This is a genomic window from Mucilaginibacter sp. UYNi724, from assembly GCF_054057495.1.
Map to the genome: position 1 here is coordinate 1 of NZ_JBSRZI010000007.1, position 15,007 is coordinate 15,007.

19 protein-coding genes are annotated in these 15,007 nt (G+C 43.4%); 13 read left to right on the forward strand and 6 right to left on the reverse strand.

The genetic code is table 11. The features are described 5' to 3' along the window. On the forward strand, positions 1-1,503 hold a 1,503-nt coding region (locus ACVW0P_RS11575), incomplete at its 5' end, for a hypothetical protein (RefSeq protein ID WP_457132232.1). Between the two features lie 136 nt (positions 1,504-1,639). Beyond that, complete coding sequence (locus tag ACVW0P_RS11580) at positions 1,640-1,882, forward strand: response regulator (RefSeq protein WP_457132233.1); 243 nt, start codon at positions 1,640-1,642, stop codon at positions 1,880-1,882. Here ACVW0P_RS11580 and ACVW0P_RS11585 read toward each other — a convergent pair. After that, entirely contained in the window at positions 1,879-2,685 is an 807-nt protein-coding gene (locus tag ACVW0P_RS11585) for a hypothetical protein (RefSeq protein ID WP_457132234.1), read from the reverse strand. The genes ACVW0P_RS11580 and ACVW0P_RS11585 overlap by 4 nt on opposite strands. Positions 2,686-2,973: 288 nt before the next feature. On the opposite strand from ACVW0P_RS11585, the gene ACVW0P_RS11590 reads away from it, so the two are divergent. Beyond that, positions 2,974-3,351, forward strand: a complete 378-nt coding sequence (locus tag ACVW0P_RS11590) for a response regulator transcription factor (protein ID WP_354426936.1) — start codon at positions 2,974-2,976, stop codon at positions 3,349-3,351. 158 nt (positions 3,352-3,509) lie between these two features. Beyond that, positions 3,510-3,890 (forward strand): VOC family protein, encoded by a 381-nt coding sequence (locus ACVW0P_RS11595; RefSeq protein WP_457132235.1) that lies wholly within the window; start codon positions 3,510-3,512, stop codon positions 3,888-3,890. Between the two features lie 37 nt (positions 3,891-3,927). Here the strand turns inward: ACVW0P_RS11595 and ACVW0P_RS11600 are convergent, their stop codons facing one another. Beyond that, on the reverse strand, positions 3,928-4,530 hold the full coding sequence (locus ACVW0P_RS11600) for an FMN-dependent NADH-azoreductase (protein ID WP_457132236.1): 603 nt from the start codon (positions 4,528-4,530) through the stop codon (positions 3,928-3,930). A gap of 118 nt (positions 4,531-4,648) precedes the next feature. Between ACVW0P_RS11600 and ACVW0P_RS11605 the strand changes: the two genes are divergently transcribed. Together ACVW0P_RS11605 and rlmF are read left to right on the forward strand one after the other, a co-directional pair. Beyond that, positions 4,649-5,002, forward strand: a complete 354-nt coding sequence (locus ACVW0P_RS11605) for a winged helix-turn-helix transcriptional regulator (RefSeq protein WP_457132237.1) — start codon at positions 4,649-4,651, stop codon at positions 5,000-5,002. A gap of 81 nt (positions 5,003-5,083) precedes the next feature. Next, positions 5,084-5,995, forward strand: coding sequence for a 23S rRNA (adenine(1618)-N(6))-methyltransferase RlmF (gene rlmF, locus ACVW0P_RS11610; protein ID WP_457132238.1), 912 nt, complete (start codon positions 5,084-5,086; stop codon positions 5,993-5,995). Positions 5,996-6,097: 102 nt separating this feature from the next. Here rlmF and ACVW0P_RS11615 read toward each other — a convergent pair whose 3' ends face one another. From ACVW0P_RS11615 to ACVW0P_RS11625, 3 genes are all read right to left on the reverse strand, one after another. Further along, positions 6,098-6,610 (reverse strand): DinB family protein, encoded by a 513-nt coding sequence (locus ACVW0P_RS11615; protein WP_457132239.1) that lies wholly within the window; start codon positions 6,608-6,610, stop codon positions 6,098-6,100. Positions 6,611-6,708: 98 nt separating this feature from the next. After that, positions 6,709-7,500 carry an alpha/beta fold hydrolase gene (locus ACVW0P_RS11620; RefSeq protein WP_457132240.1) on the reverse strand — a complete coding sequence of 264 codons (792 nt, stop codon included), beginning with the start codon at positions 7,498-7,500 and terminating at the stop codon, positions 6,709-6,711. 79 nt (positions 7,501-7,579) lie between these two features. Beyond that, the gene (locus ACVW0P_RS11625; RefSeq protein WP_457132241.1) at positions 7,580-8,560 is read right to left on the reverse strand and encodes a GlxA family transcriptional regulator; all 981 of its coding nucleotides are present in this window, start codon (positions 8,558-8,560) and stop codon (positions 7,580-7,582) included. A gap of 116 nt (positions 8,561-8,676) precedes the next feature. Here ACVW0P_RS11625 and ACVW0P_RS11630 point away from each other — a divergent pair, with 116 nt between their 5' ends. The 6 genes from ACVW0P_RS11630 (at position 8,677) to ACVW0P_RS11655 (ending at position 11,205) form a co-directional block, all read left to right on the forward strand. Next, on the forward strand, positions 8,677-8,886 hold the full coding sequence (locus ACVW0P_RS11630; RefSeq protein WP_457132242.1) for a hypothetical protein: 210 nt from the start codon (positions 8,677-8,679) through the stop codon (positions 8,884-8,886). Positions 8,887-8,915: 29 nt separating this feature from the next. Continuing rightward, positions 8,916-9,326 (forward strand): VOC family protein, encoded by a 411-nt coding sequence (locus ACVW0P_RS11635; RefSeq protein ID WP_457132243.1) that lies wholly within the window; start codon positions 8,916-8,918, stop codon positions 9,324-9,326. A 19-nt stretch (positions 9,327-9,345) separates the two neighbouring features. After that, positions 9,346-9,726, forward strand: a complete 381-nt coding sequence (locus ACVW0P_RS11640) for a DoxX family protein (RefSeq protein WP_457132244.1) — start codon at positions 9,346-9,348, stop codon at positions 9,724-9,726. A gap of 2 nt (positions 9,727-9,728) precedes the next feature. Further along, the gene (locus ACVW0P_RS11645) at positions 9,729-10,271 is read left to right on the forward strand and encodes an SRPBCC family protein (RefSeq protein ID WP_457132245.1); all 543 of its coding nucleotides are present in this window, start codon (positions 9,729-9,731) and stop codon (positions 10,269-10,271) included. Positions 10,272-10,302: 31 nt separating this feature from the next. Further along, positions 10,303-10,683 (forward strand): DoxX family protein, encoded by a 381-nt coding sequence (locus ACVW0P_RS11650; protein ID WP_354426922.1) that lies wholly within the window; start codon positions 10,303-10,305, stop codon positions 10,681-10,683. An 87-nt stretch (positions 10,684-10,770) separates the two neighbouring features. Further along, positions 10,771-11,205 carry a hypothetical protein gene (locus ACVW0P_RS11655; protein ID WP_457132246.1) on the forward strand — a complete coding sequence of 145 codons (435 nt, stop codon included), beginning with the start codon at positions 10,771-10,773 and terminating at the stop codon, positions 11,203-11,205. 55 nt (positions 11,206-11,260) lie between these two features. Here the strand turns inward: ACVW0P_RS11655 and ACVW0P_RS11660 are convergent, their stop codons facing one another. Further along, positions 11,261-13,162, reverse strand: coding sequence for a beta-N-acetylhexosaminidase (locus ACVW0P_RS11660; protein ID WP_457132247.1), 1,902 nt, complete (start codon positions 13,160-13,162; stop codon positions 11,261-11,263). Positions 13,163-13,385: 223 nt separating this feature from the next. Between ACVW0P_RS11660 and ACVW0P_RS11665 the strand changes: the two genes are divergently transcribed. Beyond that, positions 13,386-14,783, forward strand: coding sequence for a Gfo/Idh/MocA family oxidoreductase (locus ACVW0P_RS11665; RefSeq protein ID WP_457132248.1), 1,398 nt, complete (start codon positions 13,386-13,388; stop codon positions 14,781-14,783). The last annotated feature ends 224 nt before the right edge of the window (positions 14,784-15,007 follow it).

Below are 15,007 nucleotides of genomic sequence, written 5' to 3' on the forward strand. Positions count from 1 at the left end.
AACGCTTTTACAGCTCTCGCTGCTATCGTTCGCCAGCTAATTGCCTGGTCAATTTGCCACGGAATCAGGTGGTCAACATCCCCGGAATATCAAGCCATGGCGCAAGTTAAGGTTACGCAGGGCAACAACAGCCCCTTATTTACAATTCCAAAAAATCCTGCTTTTAAATCTTACAGCACTTCAGCAGCTAATTATTTTATTATCAATCATACCGAAAATTTTGAGAATATCAACCAAATGGTGGTGGCCGACAAGAATGGTACTATCATTGGGTCAAATGATGTTAGGTTAAATATGGGCGTTTTTAACAATAACTACTCAATTAAAGACCTTTTGGTGTTGGGCGATAAACCAATGGTGTTTATTGAAAATCACAACAAAGCCACTTTGAAAAATACGTTTTCAGCCCGCTTGGTCGACGATAATGGCAAAATTGCGACCAATGATATAATTATAGGCGCTATTGATATGATAAAAATGAATAATCCAGGCGACTGGTGGGTTTCCTTAACCTCAGACCATAAACATTTGGCTGTGGTAAGCAAAGCCCCTCACCAAAAAAATACGCCGGATCAATTTACTTACATATTGCTTGATGAAAATCTGAAAGAAACAGGCAAAGGGCAATTCTCATTTGCGGGCTTTACTAAAAAGATTAATTTTAAAGACTTTTTAGCATCTGATAAGGGTGATCTTTATCTATTAGCAGAAGAGTACGATCAGTCTTACACAATGCCTGTGATCTATAAATATAGTGTTAAAGGCCAAGCAACAATTTTACCTGTTTTACTACCCGACCCTAAACTTCGTAGCCTTAGCTTTACTTATAAAGTAGGCTCGGACGGCGATCTTATTGTTGCCGGTTATACTCAAAAAAAAGCTACATTTTCAATTGGTGAAGACGCGGTAGGTACTTATCTGTTTTCATCAGCCAGGCCTTCCGAGCCAAAGATATTCGCCTTTGACAAACCGCAGGCTAACATGGTTGCCCGTAATATTGTATTTAATGGGGATATGTTTTACCTTGTGGGCGAGCAGTATAAGGCCGTGGAAGACCGAAGCGCTAAAAGCGCCAATGTACTCGCTGCATTCAGAATGGAAAGCGTTTACGAATATTCCCATAATGATATTGGTATCAGTGCTTTTACTACGTTATTCAACAAAAAGTTTGACATTTTCATGAATCGTAAGTGGAGCGCAAAAGGAGATCGCGATGCCGATTTGATGGTTGCATGCGGTATTATAAACAATAAGCTTGCGCTTATTTATAACGATGAGTACGGTAAATACATTGACGATAAATTTCGCCGTTTTACAAAACTGCCTGTAGCTGTGTTCATTACTAACGACGGCCTTACCGAAACTCCGGTACAGTTTGCCAAGCAACTGGATGTAACAATAAGTTCTTATACATTATTTCCGCAATTTTTTAACAATAGCGATGATAAAATAGTGGTATTGAGCATTAACGCTCAATCCGTAAAAACAGTTACTTTTCAATAAAAAGACTTTTGCGATATATAAGATTACAAAACTTTAGAAACCTAAAAAATTCGTTTGATTCCGTTTCTATATTTCCGTCATTTTTACTGCAACTATACCCCATTTTCTTTGGCCTTTAAATTCAATGTACTATAGCATGAAAAACAATGTACTTGTAATTGAGGATGAGCCTGTAATTGGCAAGATGATGTGTATTTTACTGGAGATGGAAGGGTACAAAGTAATCTGTTACAACGACTTAAGATTCGCCAAGGGTAAATTGGAAACTAAAGATATAGCATTGGTAATGCTGGATCTTAAGCTGGGCCAGGAAAGTGGCGAGGAAATGGCATCTCATTACAACCTCCGCGATCAGGTGCAATCGGTATACTTAGCCTAAAAACCGTAGCCTGCGCCAATTTGGAAACCCAGGCCAAAACCGGCAAGATATCTGCGGGAGCTAAAAGCCATTGTGGAGTGTACATTGATATGATTAAATTCGGCAAATAACGTACCGCCGGTCGTATTAAAACCCGAACCGTAATCATTTAGATCCCGGTTAATTTGCCCGGTAACTTTGTTGAGGAAAATTTTAAAGCCCACGTTCAAGTCTGTTTTAGGGTGAAAAACGTACTCGGTAAAAATGCCATAACTAAGCATTTCGCTTCGGGGTGAACTCAGTATATCGGGGAGGCCATACACAGATCTGCGGAACGCCAGGTAATCGCCACTTTCTTTGGTATAGATCAAATCGGCGCCAAGTATTCGGAAATCGCACACTTTATTACTGAAATAAAATGATAACGAGCCGTTAAAGCCATAACCGGTGAAGCCTTTAGAGATATGAATATCATTGGTGGTTGTGCCGCCGTTTCCATTGCTACTGCTGATGGTTTCATTCCGGGAATATTTCCCGGCATAAGCTATTGCACCGTAACTTAGGTTGATGTTTTTAAAAGTATGCGATTGGTAAACGTTCAGCACGCCGCTGGTTGCATCTCCCTGGCCGGAAGCACCAAGCTGCTCTGCTAATACCCCTGCAATGTAAATCTTCCTTTTAGCAGAATCTTGCGATTGCGGTTTCATCATCAGCTGCACATCGTTTTGGTAGAGGCCCGGAGCGTAGTACTGCTTGGAGCACGATGACAAAAAGCAGGTCGTTGCCATGGCTGCGACAATGGTAAGGTATAGGTTTTTTTTCAATGGATTAATAATTGTAGTGCAAGTTAAATTAATCCATTAAAATATTCATCATTAAAATCAATACAGTCTTCGGGCGTTAACTACAGGCCATAAACATTGGCTGTGGTAAGCAAAGCCCCTCACCAAAAAAAACGCCGCATCAATTTACTTACATATTGCTTGATGAAATAAGAATACAAAACTTCAGAAACGTAAAAAAATTCGTTTGATCCCGTTTCTATATTCTTGTCATTTTTTACCGCAACTATCCCCCATTTCTTTGGCCTTTAAATTGCAATATACAAAAGCATGAAAAACAATGTACTTGTAATTGAGGATGAGCCTGTAATTGGCGAGATGATGTGTATTTTACTGGAGATGGAAGGGTACAAAGTGATCTGTTCCAACGACATAAGCTTCGCTAAGGGTAAATTGGAAACTAAAGATATAGCGTTGGTAATGCTGGATCTTAAGCTGGGCCAGGAAAGCGGCGAAGCAATGTGCAGGTACATTAAACAACATCCAGATCTGCAACACATCCCTGTTGTACTTGTATCTGCAAATGCAGATCTGCAAGGTATTAAAGAACGTTGCCAGGCCGATGATTACCTGGCCAAACCTTTTGATATGAAAGATTTTGTAGAGAAAGTAAATTACTGGGCGAAAGATTATAGGCTGACCGCGTAATATATAGGTTTACATTTGTAAATTTTACGAGCCTTTAGATGCAAATCAGAAGGCTTTTTTATTTTATCTGTTTTTTCCTGCTAAATCACCCTAAAGTATGACCTGTAAAATTTGCGGATTATACATTTTTGACGGAGATTTAAACAAACTAACGAAATATGAAAAAAGTGACAGGCCTGGGCGGCGTATTTTTTAAATGCAACGACCCTAAAAGTATGAACGACTGGTATGCAAAAAACCTTGGATTAGGAACCAGCGAATACGGAACAACGTTTGAATGGAGGCATGCTGATGATCCGTCGAAAACGGGCTCAACCAGCTGGTGTGCTTTCCCAAGTGATACCAAATATTTTAACCCGTCCGAAAAGCCTTTTATGATCAACTATAGGGTAGAAAACCTGGTTGAATTGCTTGAAGAACTAAAAAAAGATAACGTAACCATCGTTGATGAAATTGCAGAGTACGATTACGGGAAGTTTGTCCACGTGCTTGACCCCGAAGGCAACATCATTGAACTTTGGGAACCCAAAGATGAATAATATAAACGCCCCCGTTATTATCCGGGGGCGTTTGGTTTTAATCTATCACAATACTATCTATCCCTTTTTCTACGGCGGTATCCTGTATGCCCGGTACTTTTAACCCTTCTATGCGAAACACGCTAATGTCCGTCATGCCAAGGAAGCCTAGCATAAACCTAAGATAGGGTTCTGCAAAATCTGCGCTTTTCATGGGGCCTTCAGAATATATGCCGCCTGATGGGACGGCTATATATAGTTTTTTGTTCTCGATTAACCCTTTAGGGCCGTTCTCATCGTACGCGAAGGTAATGCCCGCTCTGGTGATATGATCTATCCATGCTTTTAGGGTAGATGTGATGCTGAAATTGTAAAGTGGCGCACCTATCACAATAACATCGGCATCCTGTATTTCCTGTATTGCCTGGTCTGAGTGTTTTATAGCTTCCAGGCTCTCTGGCGTGCGTTTTTCTGCGGGGGTGAAGAACGAAGTAAGGTGTGCTTCTTCCAGATGAGGGAACGGTGTTTTAGCAAGGTCTTTTGTGTTGACGGTACTACCGGGGTAAGTAGCTTTTATTTTCTCAACAATGGCGTTACCCAATTTAATGCTCATAGAGGCCTCGCCCCTTGGGCTCGAAATAATATGCAATATTTTTTTCATCAGTTTATATGTTTAATGCGGTCAAAGCTATGTACATTTGCTTATAAAATATTAGTAGTAAACAAAAGGTTAGTAGTAACCTTTAAGTTAGTTTATTAAAAATCAAATAGTTATAAATATGAACCCACCAATAACCCGGTCAGAATGCAATGGCAGGCTAACCTCAATAGGAGATGCGCTTTATGTAATTGGCGGCAAATGGAAATTGCGCGTAATTGTTGCTTTAATGGAGGGAACAAAGCGCTTCAACGAGATCCAGCGTACGGTAGAGGGCATTTCGGCCCGTGTATTATCAAGCGAGTTAAAAGAACTGGAGTTGAATGGTTTTGTAACCCGTGTTGTACATGCAAGCCAAACGCCGGTGGTGGTAGAATATAGCATAACACCCTATGCCGATACATTGGGCGATGTATTGCAAGCTCTATCCAGCTGGGGTACTAACCATAGGGATAAGTTGCGGAAAGAGCGATAATTGCGTTACTTTTTAACCCTATTATAGCCTGCGAAGCTAATGGCTTAATACTAATTTTACTTGTTAACTTTGCATCATATTATGGCAGATAAACAAAACGCAGCATCCGAAGAAAAAACGATACTTCACCCAAGAAACGCGCACCGCAACCGGTATGATTTTCAGGCATTGATAAAGGCGGTACCGGCCCTGCGTAATTTCGTTTCACAAAACGACCATGACGAATTAACAATTGACTTTACCGACCCGGAAGCTGTAAAAACGCTTAACCAGGCATTGCTTAAAAAACAATATGGTATTAATACATGGGATATCCCCGAAGGGTTCCTTTGCCCGCCCATCCCCGGCAGGGCCGACTACATCCATTACATTGCAGATATACTTGCCGAAGGCAATAAAGGGGAAGTGCCAACCGGCAGCACCATTAAGGTATTAGATATTGGTGTTGGTGCCAACTGCATCTACCCGCTTATTGGGCATAAAACCTACGGATGGAATTTTGTTGGCAGCGAAGCTGATTACATAGCCCTCGCATCTGCCAAAAAGATAGTGGAAGATAATGGCTTGGCCGCTGTTATCGACATCCGCAAGCAAACTACCTACGCCAATATTTTTGATGGTGTAATAAAACCCGGCGAAAAGTTTGATATGACGATGTGCAACCCGCCGTTCCATTCGTCGTCAAAAGAAGTTAAAGAAAAATCTACCCGCAAGTGGAAAAACCTGGGGCAGGATAAGGGTGCCGAACTAAACTTTGGCGGCCGTAATAACGAGCTTTGGTACGAAGGCGGCGAACCCCGTTTCCTGAACAAGATGATCACCGAAAGTAAACAATACGCGAAATCGTGTAAGTGGTTCTCGTCCCTGATCTCTAAAAAAACAACCCTGGACGGCTGCTACAAATCCCTTGATTACTATAAGGCTGCCGATGTAAAAACCATCAGCATGGCGCAAGGGCAAAAAACCAGCAGGATATTGGCCTGGAGGTTTTAGTATTCAACCAAAACTGTCGTGCTGAACGATAGTGAAGCCCCTGATCTGCGACTTGTTTGCCGTTACCAGATTCTTCACTATCGCTCCGCGGACATCCTTTAATTAAGACCTATCCCAAAACATTGGCGGCTCAATGCCCAATGCGCGCAGGTAAACATAACCCTGGCCGCGGTGATGGATCTCGTTATCTATCATATAAAAAATGGTATTGATAATAGTGTTAGGATATTGCCCAAAAGCAGCTTCGGTTTGTTGGAAACGCTCTGCGGTTAATTGAGGCCATAGTTCGTCTATCTGGTCGGTTACCTCATCCCAGGCTTCTAAAAATTCGGCTTTGGTGGTTAATTGTACCTCTTCGTTAAAATGATCGAGCGCGGGGGTGGTTTCCCATTTGCCGGTAACAACACCGTTGATGCCTGCGCTTGCAAGACCCAGCATTTCGCCGGCAAGTATATTGTAGGTACGCATGCCGCCAATGGTAAATTCAAAAAAGTCTTTCTCGGGGAACGCAACTATCACCTTGCGGCTTAAGCGGCGATGGCCCTGCCAGTTTTGTAAAAGTTCGTTTGCCGTTAATACTGATACGGTGGCGGTTGTTTCTGCTGTGTTTGTCATGGCTGTAAGTTTTTAATTTGTTTAACAAAGAAACAACCCGCCAATGACAGCAGTATGTCAGCAGGGTTTTAAGAATAAGCAATAAATAAAAGGAATCACTATTGTGTCAAAAATTCGTTAACCATCACCACAAACATATCAGGGACCTTGCTCCCTGGCTTGGGATTATATGCCTCGCCAATGTAGCTGCCATGGGTGCCCGGCAATACTGCTAAACTGCCGTGGGGAAACAGGCGGGCCATTTTCGCGGCATGTTCTGGCGTTGGCAGATCCTGGTTGCCAATTACTACAAAGGTTGGCGCTTGTATCGATTGTAATTGCTCATCCGTCCAACCTTTAAATGTCAGCATCCGCTGCACATCTTTATTAAACATATTCATAAGGCCTTCTTGTGTGCCTATTTTCAGGTATTCGTCTTTATATATCTGTGGCATGTGGCTAAAGTTGGGGTTTTTAAAACCATCCCAAAAGCCGGCTGGCACAGCATCACGACTGTAAAAGGCTGATGCGATGATCAACCTGCGTACTTTATCTTCGTGGCGAAGCCCCAGCTCTATACACGTTTGGCCGCCATTGCTAAACCCCAAAATATCTGCCCTGTCTATCTGGAGCTGGTTTAACAACTCAGCTACATCATCAGCATCCTGCGTAAAGCTTTCAGGAGCGTTACGGTCGCCCGTGTGGCCATGGGCTTGCATCTCAACCGCTATCACTTGGTGCGTTTTAGCCAGCAAGGGCATTATGCGGCTAAAATTTGTTTTAATGGTTGAGCCACCGCCATGTATTAATACCAGTGGGCTGCCCTTGCCGTGGATCTCGTAATACATTTTAAGCCCGTTCACCGTGGCGTATTTGCCAGCAGTTTGCGCATCAGATATATTGCTTGTCATAATAAGTAGTAGTATAAGGGTTAATGATTTTAGATATTGCATATGCATTCGTTTTACACACTTGTCTGCGGAAAGGGCACTACGCCGCCTTATCCTTACTATATTTATTCCTGTACTCTACCGGCGATAGGCCTGTTATCTTTTTAAATATCATTCTAAAAGCCTTAGTATCTGTATAACCAACGTTGTACATTACCTCGTTAACATTCTCGCGAAGGGTTTCCAGGCTCATTTTGGCGGCTTCGATACGTACGCGCTGCATGTACTCCACAACCGTGTTTGAGGTGGCCTTTTTAAAGCGCCGCTCCAGGTGGCGGCGGCTAATGGCAAACATATCGGCAAGGTGGTCTACCGTTATTTTTCCCTGGTAGTTATGCTCAATAAAATCCTGCGCTTTTTTGATTACCTCGTCTTCGTGGTCTTTTTGCCCGTGGAAGATGATAAACAACGACTGGCTGTTGCGCTCGATATCTATCTCGAAGATCTTTGATGAATTGATGGCCATATCCCGGCCGGCAAATTTCTCTACCAGGTAAAGCAGCAGGTTTAAAGACGAGTATGCGCCGCCGCTGGTGTAAATGCCGCCTTCATCGGTGATGATCTTGTAAGGCATCAGATTTACATCCGGGAACATTTTTCTGAATTCATCTGCCATTAACCAATGCGTGGTACAACTGCGTCCTTTCAGTAAGCCCGTAGAGGCCAATATAAACGCCCCTATGCACAGCGAAACCACTTCGGCACCTGTTTTATATTGTTTAATTATCCAGGGGATAAAATCAGCGTTATCACTTAAAACCTTGTTCACGTCGCCATGTACCGCGGGGATAATGATGAGATCGGTTTTGACAACTTCACCATAGGTAAATTCGGGCTTAATAGTGAACAGGCCATTGGTAAGAGCGGTCTCTTTACTTAAACCCACCAGCTGGATCTTAAACAGGGGCGCTTTCTTCATCCGGTCGAGCGTTTGGTTCACCATCGAGAACATTTTGTAAGTGGCCTCTATGTTGCTCAGGCTGGTTTCGCCCTGCGGGATAAGTATTGATATGTGTTTCATAGTTTCAAAGTTAGGTGGTATCTCCGTCGCAATCAACCCCTTAGATTGTCGTAATTACACCCTTTTAAATATACAAAAGGCCCGCACCTTTGTATCGTACCAACACATTAATTTTGATGATAGAAATTTTTAAAACCAATGTGCGTGCAAAAAGCAGGAGCAGGCAGCTAATTCAGCAGCTTGCAGCACAGTTCCCGGCCAGCAAAATAAACTTCGACCTTGACGATTGCGACAGGATATTACGCGTAGAAGGCCGGGATATTTGTGCCCAACGTATCATCGAATTACTTAAATTGAATGGGCATTGCTGTGAGATACTTACTTAACATATTATAAACCTATAAAAAACAAAACCATGTCAAAGATTAGTGCTTACATCAATTTTAAAAACAACCAATGTGCGGAAGCTATGACCTTTTACCAGAGCGTATTAGGCGGCGAGCTAACCCTGATGCCTGTAAAAGAGTCACCCATGAAAGATAATTTCCCGGCGGAGGCACAAGGTGGCATGCTACACGCCGACCTTACCGGCAGCGATTTTAACTTGCTGGCTACCGATATGCATAACCCCAATATTGAGGCAGTTGTTGGGTTGGTATCACTAACCGTAACCTGCGCCAACAAAGCCGAGGTGAATCAAAAATTTGCTAAACTGGCGGAAGGCGGTAAAGTTGTGCACGAGGTAATGACCTTTTTTGCCGGAACGATGGGCAATGTGATCGACAAATACGGAATAGGTTGGGGCGTGTTTACCGAAGAGCAATAACCCATAGAATTAAACTATAATGAATCAAAAAATCATAAGGGTAACCTATTGGGTTTTAACTGTATTATTTGCTTTGGCTATGTTGGGTGATGCTTATGGCGGTATCAGTAAACAAGAAGCCGGGCAGGAGGTAATGCGACACTTAGGTTACCCCATTTACATTATGATGATAACGGGTATCTTCAAATTATTTGGTGCGATTGCCATACTGCAAAACAAGTATAGAATTGTTAAAGAATGGGCATTCGCGGGCTTCTTTATCAACTTTACGGGGGCTTTTGCATCAAGGGCTTTTGTTGGCGATGCCGCGGGATTATTGGCGCCGCCAATAGTAATGTTATTGATAATGTTTATCTTGTATTACTTTTGGAAACGTTATCAAGCTATTAATAACCTATAACCATGGATACCTTAACCACCATTATTGGCATTTTTTCCGGGATAATTGTAGTAGTGCTGATACTGGCCGCTGTTGCCCCTAAAGGCTACAATATCCAGCGTAGCATTATCATCAACAAGCCCCGTCAACTTGTTTTTGATTATGTGAAATACCTTCGCAACCAGGACCATTACAGCAAATGGGTAATGACGGACCCCAACAAACGCATGACTTATACCGGCACCGATGGCACAGAAGGCTACAATGCCGCCTGGGATAGTGATATGAAACAGGCAGGCAAGGGCAATCAAACCATAGAAAAAATTGTGGACGGCGAACGCGTTGATATCCGCGTGGTATTTATAAAACCTTTTGCCGGCGTGGCCGATACCTATATAGCTACCCAAGAGGTTACTGCCGATACCACTACCGTTAAATGGGCCTTTACCAGTAAAATGCCTTTCCCTATGAATGCCATGCTGCTGTTCATTAATATGGAAAAAATGTTGGGCAACGATATGGAAGAAAGCCTGAATAACCTGAAACGCGTTTTAGAACAACAATAGTCGAACACACACAAACCTTAAACTAAATATTATGAAAATTGCTATGATCATTATCCGTACGCTGATGGGGCTACTGCTGCTATTCGCGTCGATTGTATTTCTGTTCCACATCCAAATGGGTAAAATGCCCGAAATGAGCGATGCCGCTAAAACCTACAATGCAGGCCTCGCTACTGTAAACATCATGACGATTGTAAAGGTGCTTGAGCTTATCTGCGGTATTGCATTCGTAACAGGCCGTTTTGTGGCGCTGGCTAACGTGATAATATTCCCTATCGCTGTAAACATTTTATTGTTCCATGGCTTACTGGCCCCGAGTGGGGTGCCTGCTGCGGCGTTTTTATTTTTAGGCTGTTTGTTTTTGGCCTACTACTATCGTGCAAAGTATGCCCCGTTATTTACTGCAAAATAATTGGCCTAATATATTCGCGAAACTTTAAAAAAGGCGCTAAGAAAAATTCTTAGCGCCTTTTGTGGTTAAAAACCGATAAATTAGCACATGCATAAACTGGCTTTCCTACTGCTTTTTCTTTCGGTTATCGCTTCGGATAATTCGAAGCGTAAACCCAATGCCGACAAGATCCCGACGATGTTTAAAGGAAACTTCGTTGACGATTATGGCATCCGTTATACGGTTAACGATACGTTGTTTATGCAGTTGCCACGCACCAAATACCATATCATTAAATGGAATGTTAAAGACCAGTACATCGTAGCCCGAAACGACGACCAAAACCCGGGCGAAAGCGGCCTTTATACCCGGATAGATTATATGCAGTTCAGCAATATGGAGCCCTGGAAATGGGGTTTTTGCCTGAGTATTTATGACGCCAAAACCGACCAGATAGCCGAAACCACCGCTAAAGCCGACCGCCAAAATCCCATGAAAGGCTGCAACGGTTTCCCCTTTTCAAGGATGAAAAGGAAGGAATAAAATAAGAAGGCCGCACCAATTGGTGCGGCCTTCTTTATGCAATTTTAAAGGCTAACTACTTACCCAATCGGCGTTTTAGCTCATCAATAGGCATGCTGATCATACGGCCAACTGCTTTTTTACCGCGATAGGTAATAACCTTCATTTGGGTAGCATCAATCGGGATATTAACAATGCCGGTATATTTAGGGTAAAAATTATCCGGGTACGAATTATCGAAGCTGTAGTAAGTGTCAAGTCCCGGTACTTCATTAGTAAGGGTAACATTTAGTGTACTATCCGCATTGCGGCCCGGTTTAAAGTCAGGGTCGTAGGCGCTTGGGGCATATTTGGTTTCGGCCTGATTAAAGCGGTCGAAGTGTTTTTCCACCTTGGTAAAGAACGTGGTAAAATTCTTTTTGCTCGCCGGCGACCATACGCTTTCTGCTACTGCAAAGCCACGTGGCCAAGTCATATACTCCGCCTGCCGAATGTTGTAAACCTGCTCTGTCCATAAGTTGGCTTGCCCGCCTTTTATCATTTTGGCATCAACACCTGCCGGTACCGGGTCAAACTCATAAGTTTTGTTCAGGCGAAGACTGGCGTACACGTGTGGCTCCATTACGCGGTCGCTTTGCATATAATCAAGGTAAACAAACGTAGTAGGGCTCATAACCACTTCGTGGCCAAGCTTTGCCGCCTCTATGCCACCTTTAACCCCACGCCAGCTCATCAAAGCAGCATTCGGGCCAATGCCACCTTCCAGTATCTCATCCCAGCCCATAAACTTCTTGCCTTTAGATTCTACTATCTTTTCAAGTCGTTTTTCAAAATAGCTTTGAACCTCTTCCTGTGTTTTTAGGTTTTCTTTTGCCATTAAGGCTTTAACCTGGTCGCTTTGCTCCCAAAAGTTTTTGGCACACTCATCGCCACCCATGTGGATGTATGGGAACGGGAACAACGCGGCAATTTCGCCAACCACTTTATCTAAAAATTGATAGGTAAATTCGCCGGCCGGGTTTAAGGTGTTATCAACAAGGGCAGGGTGGCCCGGTTTGCTCCAGTCCATGATTTTCTCGCCAGAGCGTACAACATATTTATCTGCACCTGCCGTAGCCGAAAGTTCCGGGTATGCCGCAACAGCAGCAAGGCTATGGCCTGGAACATCAACCTCGGGCAAAATATTTACAAAGCGGTCCTGCGCGTATTTAATTACCTCGCGGATATCGTCCTGGGTGTAAAAACCACCGTAATTGCGTGCTTCGTTAGGTTTTGGTGCGATAAAATCACCAAAGCTACCCTCACGTTTGATATTGTAGGCGCCAACGGTTGTAAGTTTAGGAAGGCTTTTTATCTCTATCCTCCAACCCTCATCATCGGTTAAGTGCCAGTGGAATAAGTTAAGCTTATATTTTGCCATGTTATCTATATAGCTCATCACTTCTTTTTTAGTGAAAAAATGGCGCGAAACGTCAAACATCAGGCCCCTCCATGCAAAACGCGGGTAGTCGGTAATGTCAACGATGGGAACAATCCATTTTACGTTGGATACCACTTTGCCTTCAATTTGGTTAGGCAATAATTGCAACAGAGTTTGCACGCCATAGTAAAGGCCCGCAGGCGTGTTAGCGCGGATGGTTATGCCCTTAGCCTTGGCAGATAAGTAATAACCCTCTTGGCCAATAACGTTATCCGTGGTTTTGTTAAGTACAAGCTTAATAGCAGCATCGGCGGCAACGGGTTTTACCTTGATAATTTTACCGGTAGCCGTGCTGAATTTGTTTTTGATCAGGTTCAGTATCGGCGTCATGTCGGCTTGTGAAGCTGCCTGGACGGTTAGCGTTTTTGGCAAAGTGTAAGTACCGGCGTGCTCTGTTATTTTAACCGGTTCGGGAATAATGGCAAGTTTGGTATCGGCCTGGCTAAAAGCAACGTTTGCCATCAGAGCGGCACCTACCAATAAGGATAATTTTTTCATGGGCTATAATTGAGGTTTTACAATTGAGGTAACAGCATGCAATTTATAACTTTTTAAATAATATTAATAAGTTTTTTGTACTTCAAAATGGTGTTCGTAACTGCCTGTATATTAATATTGGAAAAGGCATTAAGGTTTTAGTTTTTTTATTAAATTGCCATCACAAACCATTAATTGCGCCTGCAATTATTAACCAATTATTAAAGCTAATTAAAATTAAACCATGTCAACCGACCGCAGAAAGTTTTTGAAGCACTTGGGTACCTCCGTATTGCTCACCTCGGCATCGCTCACCAGTTTGGCCGCTAAAGAAGAAAATGAAGTAAGGATAATGCGCGATGAAAAACGCGTAACCCCAAACGACAAGATACGGATAGCTACCATTGGCATGGGTATAATGGGGTTTAATGATACCAACGCAGCGCTTAGTGTACCCGGTGTGGAAATGGTTGCCGCCTGCGATCTATACAAAGGCCGCCTTGCCCACGCCAAAGAAGTGTATGGCAAAAGCCTGTTCACTACCATGGACCACCGCGAGATATTGGACCGCAAAGATATTGACGCCATAATTATTGCCACCAGCGATAACTGGCACAGTCAGATAGCTATTGATGCCATGAAGAAAGGCAAGGCTGTTTACAGCGAGAAACCGATGATCCATAAGATAAGCCAGGGGTTGGAGGAGATTCGCGTGCAGAAAGAAACCAAGGCGGTTTTCCAGGTGGGTAGCCAGCGCGTAAGCAGCATAGCGTACCGCAAGGCGAAGGAGATGTATGATTCGGGCGCTATCGGTAAGATCAACTCTATTGAGGCATCGTTTAACCGTCAAAGCGCTTTAGGCGCATGGCAATATACCATCCCTACTGATGGCAACATCCAAAATGTAGATTGGGCGCGCTACCAAAGCAATGCCGATGTGAAGCAAGATTTTGACCCCAACCGTTTCTTCCGCTGGAGAAATTACCGCGAATACGGTACCGGTGTTGCCGGCGACTTATTTGTTCACCTGCTTAGCGGCATCCATTTTATAACAGGCTCTAAAGGTCCCGAAAGCATTTACTCGATAGGCGATCTGGCTTACTGGAAAGATGGCCGCAACGTGCCGGATGTAATGAGTGCCGTTGTACGCTATGGCGAAACTAAGGAGCACCCTGCCTTCCAGGTTACCTTGCGGGTTAACTTTATAAGCGGCGAGGGAGATAAAACCACTACCAAAATTGTTGGCTCGGAAGGGGTGATGGACATTGGCGGCGAGGGCGAAGCCTTTACGATCCACCAAAATAAAATGCCCGAAGCACCGGGCATTGGCGGTTGGGATTCTTATTTCACCTACACCGAAAGCGAGCAGAAAAAACTGATGGACGACTATAACAAACGCTGGACAAAAGCCCAGCAGCAAACGCCGCAGTTCCAACCGATAAACTACCGTGCCCCCGAAGGGTATAACGCCTCAAACGACCACTTCGCCAACTTTATGGAATCGGTACGTACCGGTAAGCCGGTTGTGGAAGATGCTGTGTTTGGCTTTAGGGCCGCAGCCCCTGCATTGGCCTGCAACGACAGCTATTTCCAAAATAAACTGATCCACTGGGATGCTGAGAATATGAAAATAGTTGGGTAGAGAGTCAAGACTTATAGAATCAAGAAACAAGACAGAATTTAATAGAAAAGCCGCTGATAATTCAGCGGCTTTTTCGTGCTGTCCCACTTTTTATAACAAGGTGCGAGACGTTTTTGTAATTGATTGATAATTAGGTATTTGTAAATTTACAATTTATGATTTAACTTCAATAGAAGTTGCAACTAACGCAGTAAGTGATTGTTAATTAAATGACTATGTGTTTT

What these genes read in the sequence shown, in the direction of transcription:
- ACVW0P_RS11635 (WP_457132243.1), top strand. Translation starts at nt 8,916, where the DNA reads ATGTCAAAGATTAGTGCTTACATCAATTTTAAAAACAACCAATGTGCG.
- ACVW0P_RS11640 (WP_457132244.1), top strand. Translation starts at nt 9,346, where the DNA reads ATGAATCAAAAAATCATAAGGGTAACCTATTGGGTTTTAACTGTATTA.
- ACVW0P_RS11650 (WP_354426922.1), top strand. Translation starts at nt 10,303, where the DNA reads ATGAAAATTGCTATGATCATTATCCGTACGCTGATGGGGCTACTGCTG.
- ACVW0P_RS11605 (WP_457132237.1), top strand. Translation starts at nt 4,649, where the DNA reads ATGAACCCACCAATAACCCGGTCAGAATGCAATGGCAGGCTAACCTCA.
- ACVW0P_RS11655 (WP_457132246.1), top strand. Translation starts at nt 10,771, where the DNA reads ATGCATAAACTGGCTTTCCTACTGCTTTTTCTTTCGGTTATCGCTTCG.
- ACVW0P_RS11615 (WP_457132239.1), bottom strand. Translation starts at nt 6,610, where the DNA reads ATGACAAACACAGCAGAAACAACCGCCACCGTATCAGTATTAACGGCA.
- ACVW0P_RS11590 (WP_354426936.1), top strand. Translation starts at nt 2,974, where the DNA reads ATGAAAAACAATGTACTTGTAATTGAGGATGAGCCTGTAATTGGCGAG.
- ACVW0P_RS11625 (WP_457132241.1), bottom strand. Translation starts at nt 8,560, where the DNA reads ATGAAACACATATCAATACTTATCCCGCAGGGCGAAACCAGCCTGAGC.
- ACVW0P_RS11630 (WP_457132242.1), top strand. Translation starts at nt 8,677, where the DNA reads ATGATAGAAATTTTTAAAACCAATGTGCGTGCAAAAAGCAGGAGCAGG.
- ACVW0P_RS11660 (WP_457132247.1), bottom strand. Translation starts at nt 13,162, where the DNA reads ATGAAAAAATTATCCTTATTGGTAGGTGCCGCTCTGATGGCAAACGTT.
- ACVW0P_RS11580 (WP_457132233.1), top strand. Translation starts at nt 1,640, where the DNA reads ATGAAAAACAATGTACTTGTAATTGAGGATGAGCCTGTAATTGGCAAG.
- ACVW0P_RS11600 (WP_457132236.1), bottom strand. Translation starts at nt 4,530, where the DNA reads ATGAAAAAAATATTGCATATTATTTCGAGCCCAAGGGGCGAGGCCTCT.
- ACVW0P_RS11620 (WP_457132240.1), bottom strand. Translation starts at nt 7,500, where the DNA reads ATGACAAGCAATATATCTGATGCGCAAACTGCTGGCAAATACGCCACG.
- rlmF (WP_457132238.1), top strand. Translation starts at nt 5,084, where the DNA reads ATGGCAGATAAACAAAACGCAGCATCCGAAGAAAAAACGATACTTCAC.
- ACVW0P_RS11665 (WP_457132248.1), top strand. Translation starts at nt 13,386, where the DNA reads ATGTCAACCGACCGCAGAAAGTTTTTGAAGCACTTGGGTACCTCCGTA.
- ACVW0P_RS11645 (WP_457132245.1), top strand. Translation starts at nt 9,729, where the DNA reads ATGGATACCTTAACCACCATTATTGGCATTTTTTCCGGGATAATTGTA.
- ACVW0P_RS11595 (WP_457132235.1), top strand. Translation starts at nt 3,510, where the DNA reads ATGAAAAAAGTGACAGGCCTGGGCGGCGTATTTTTTAAATGCAACGAC.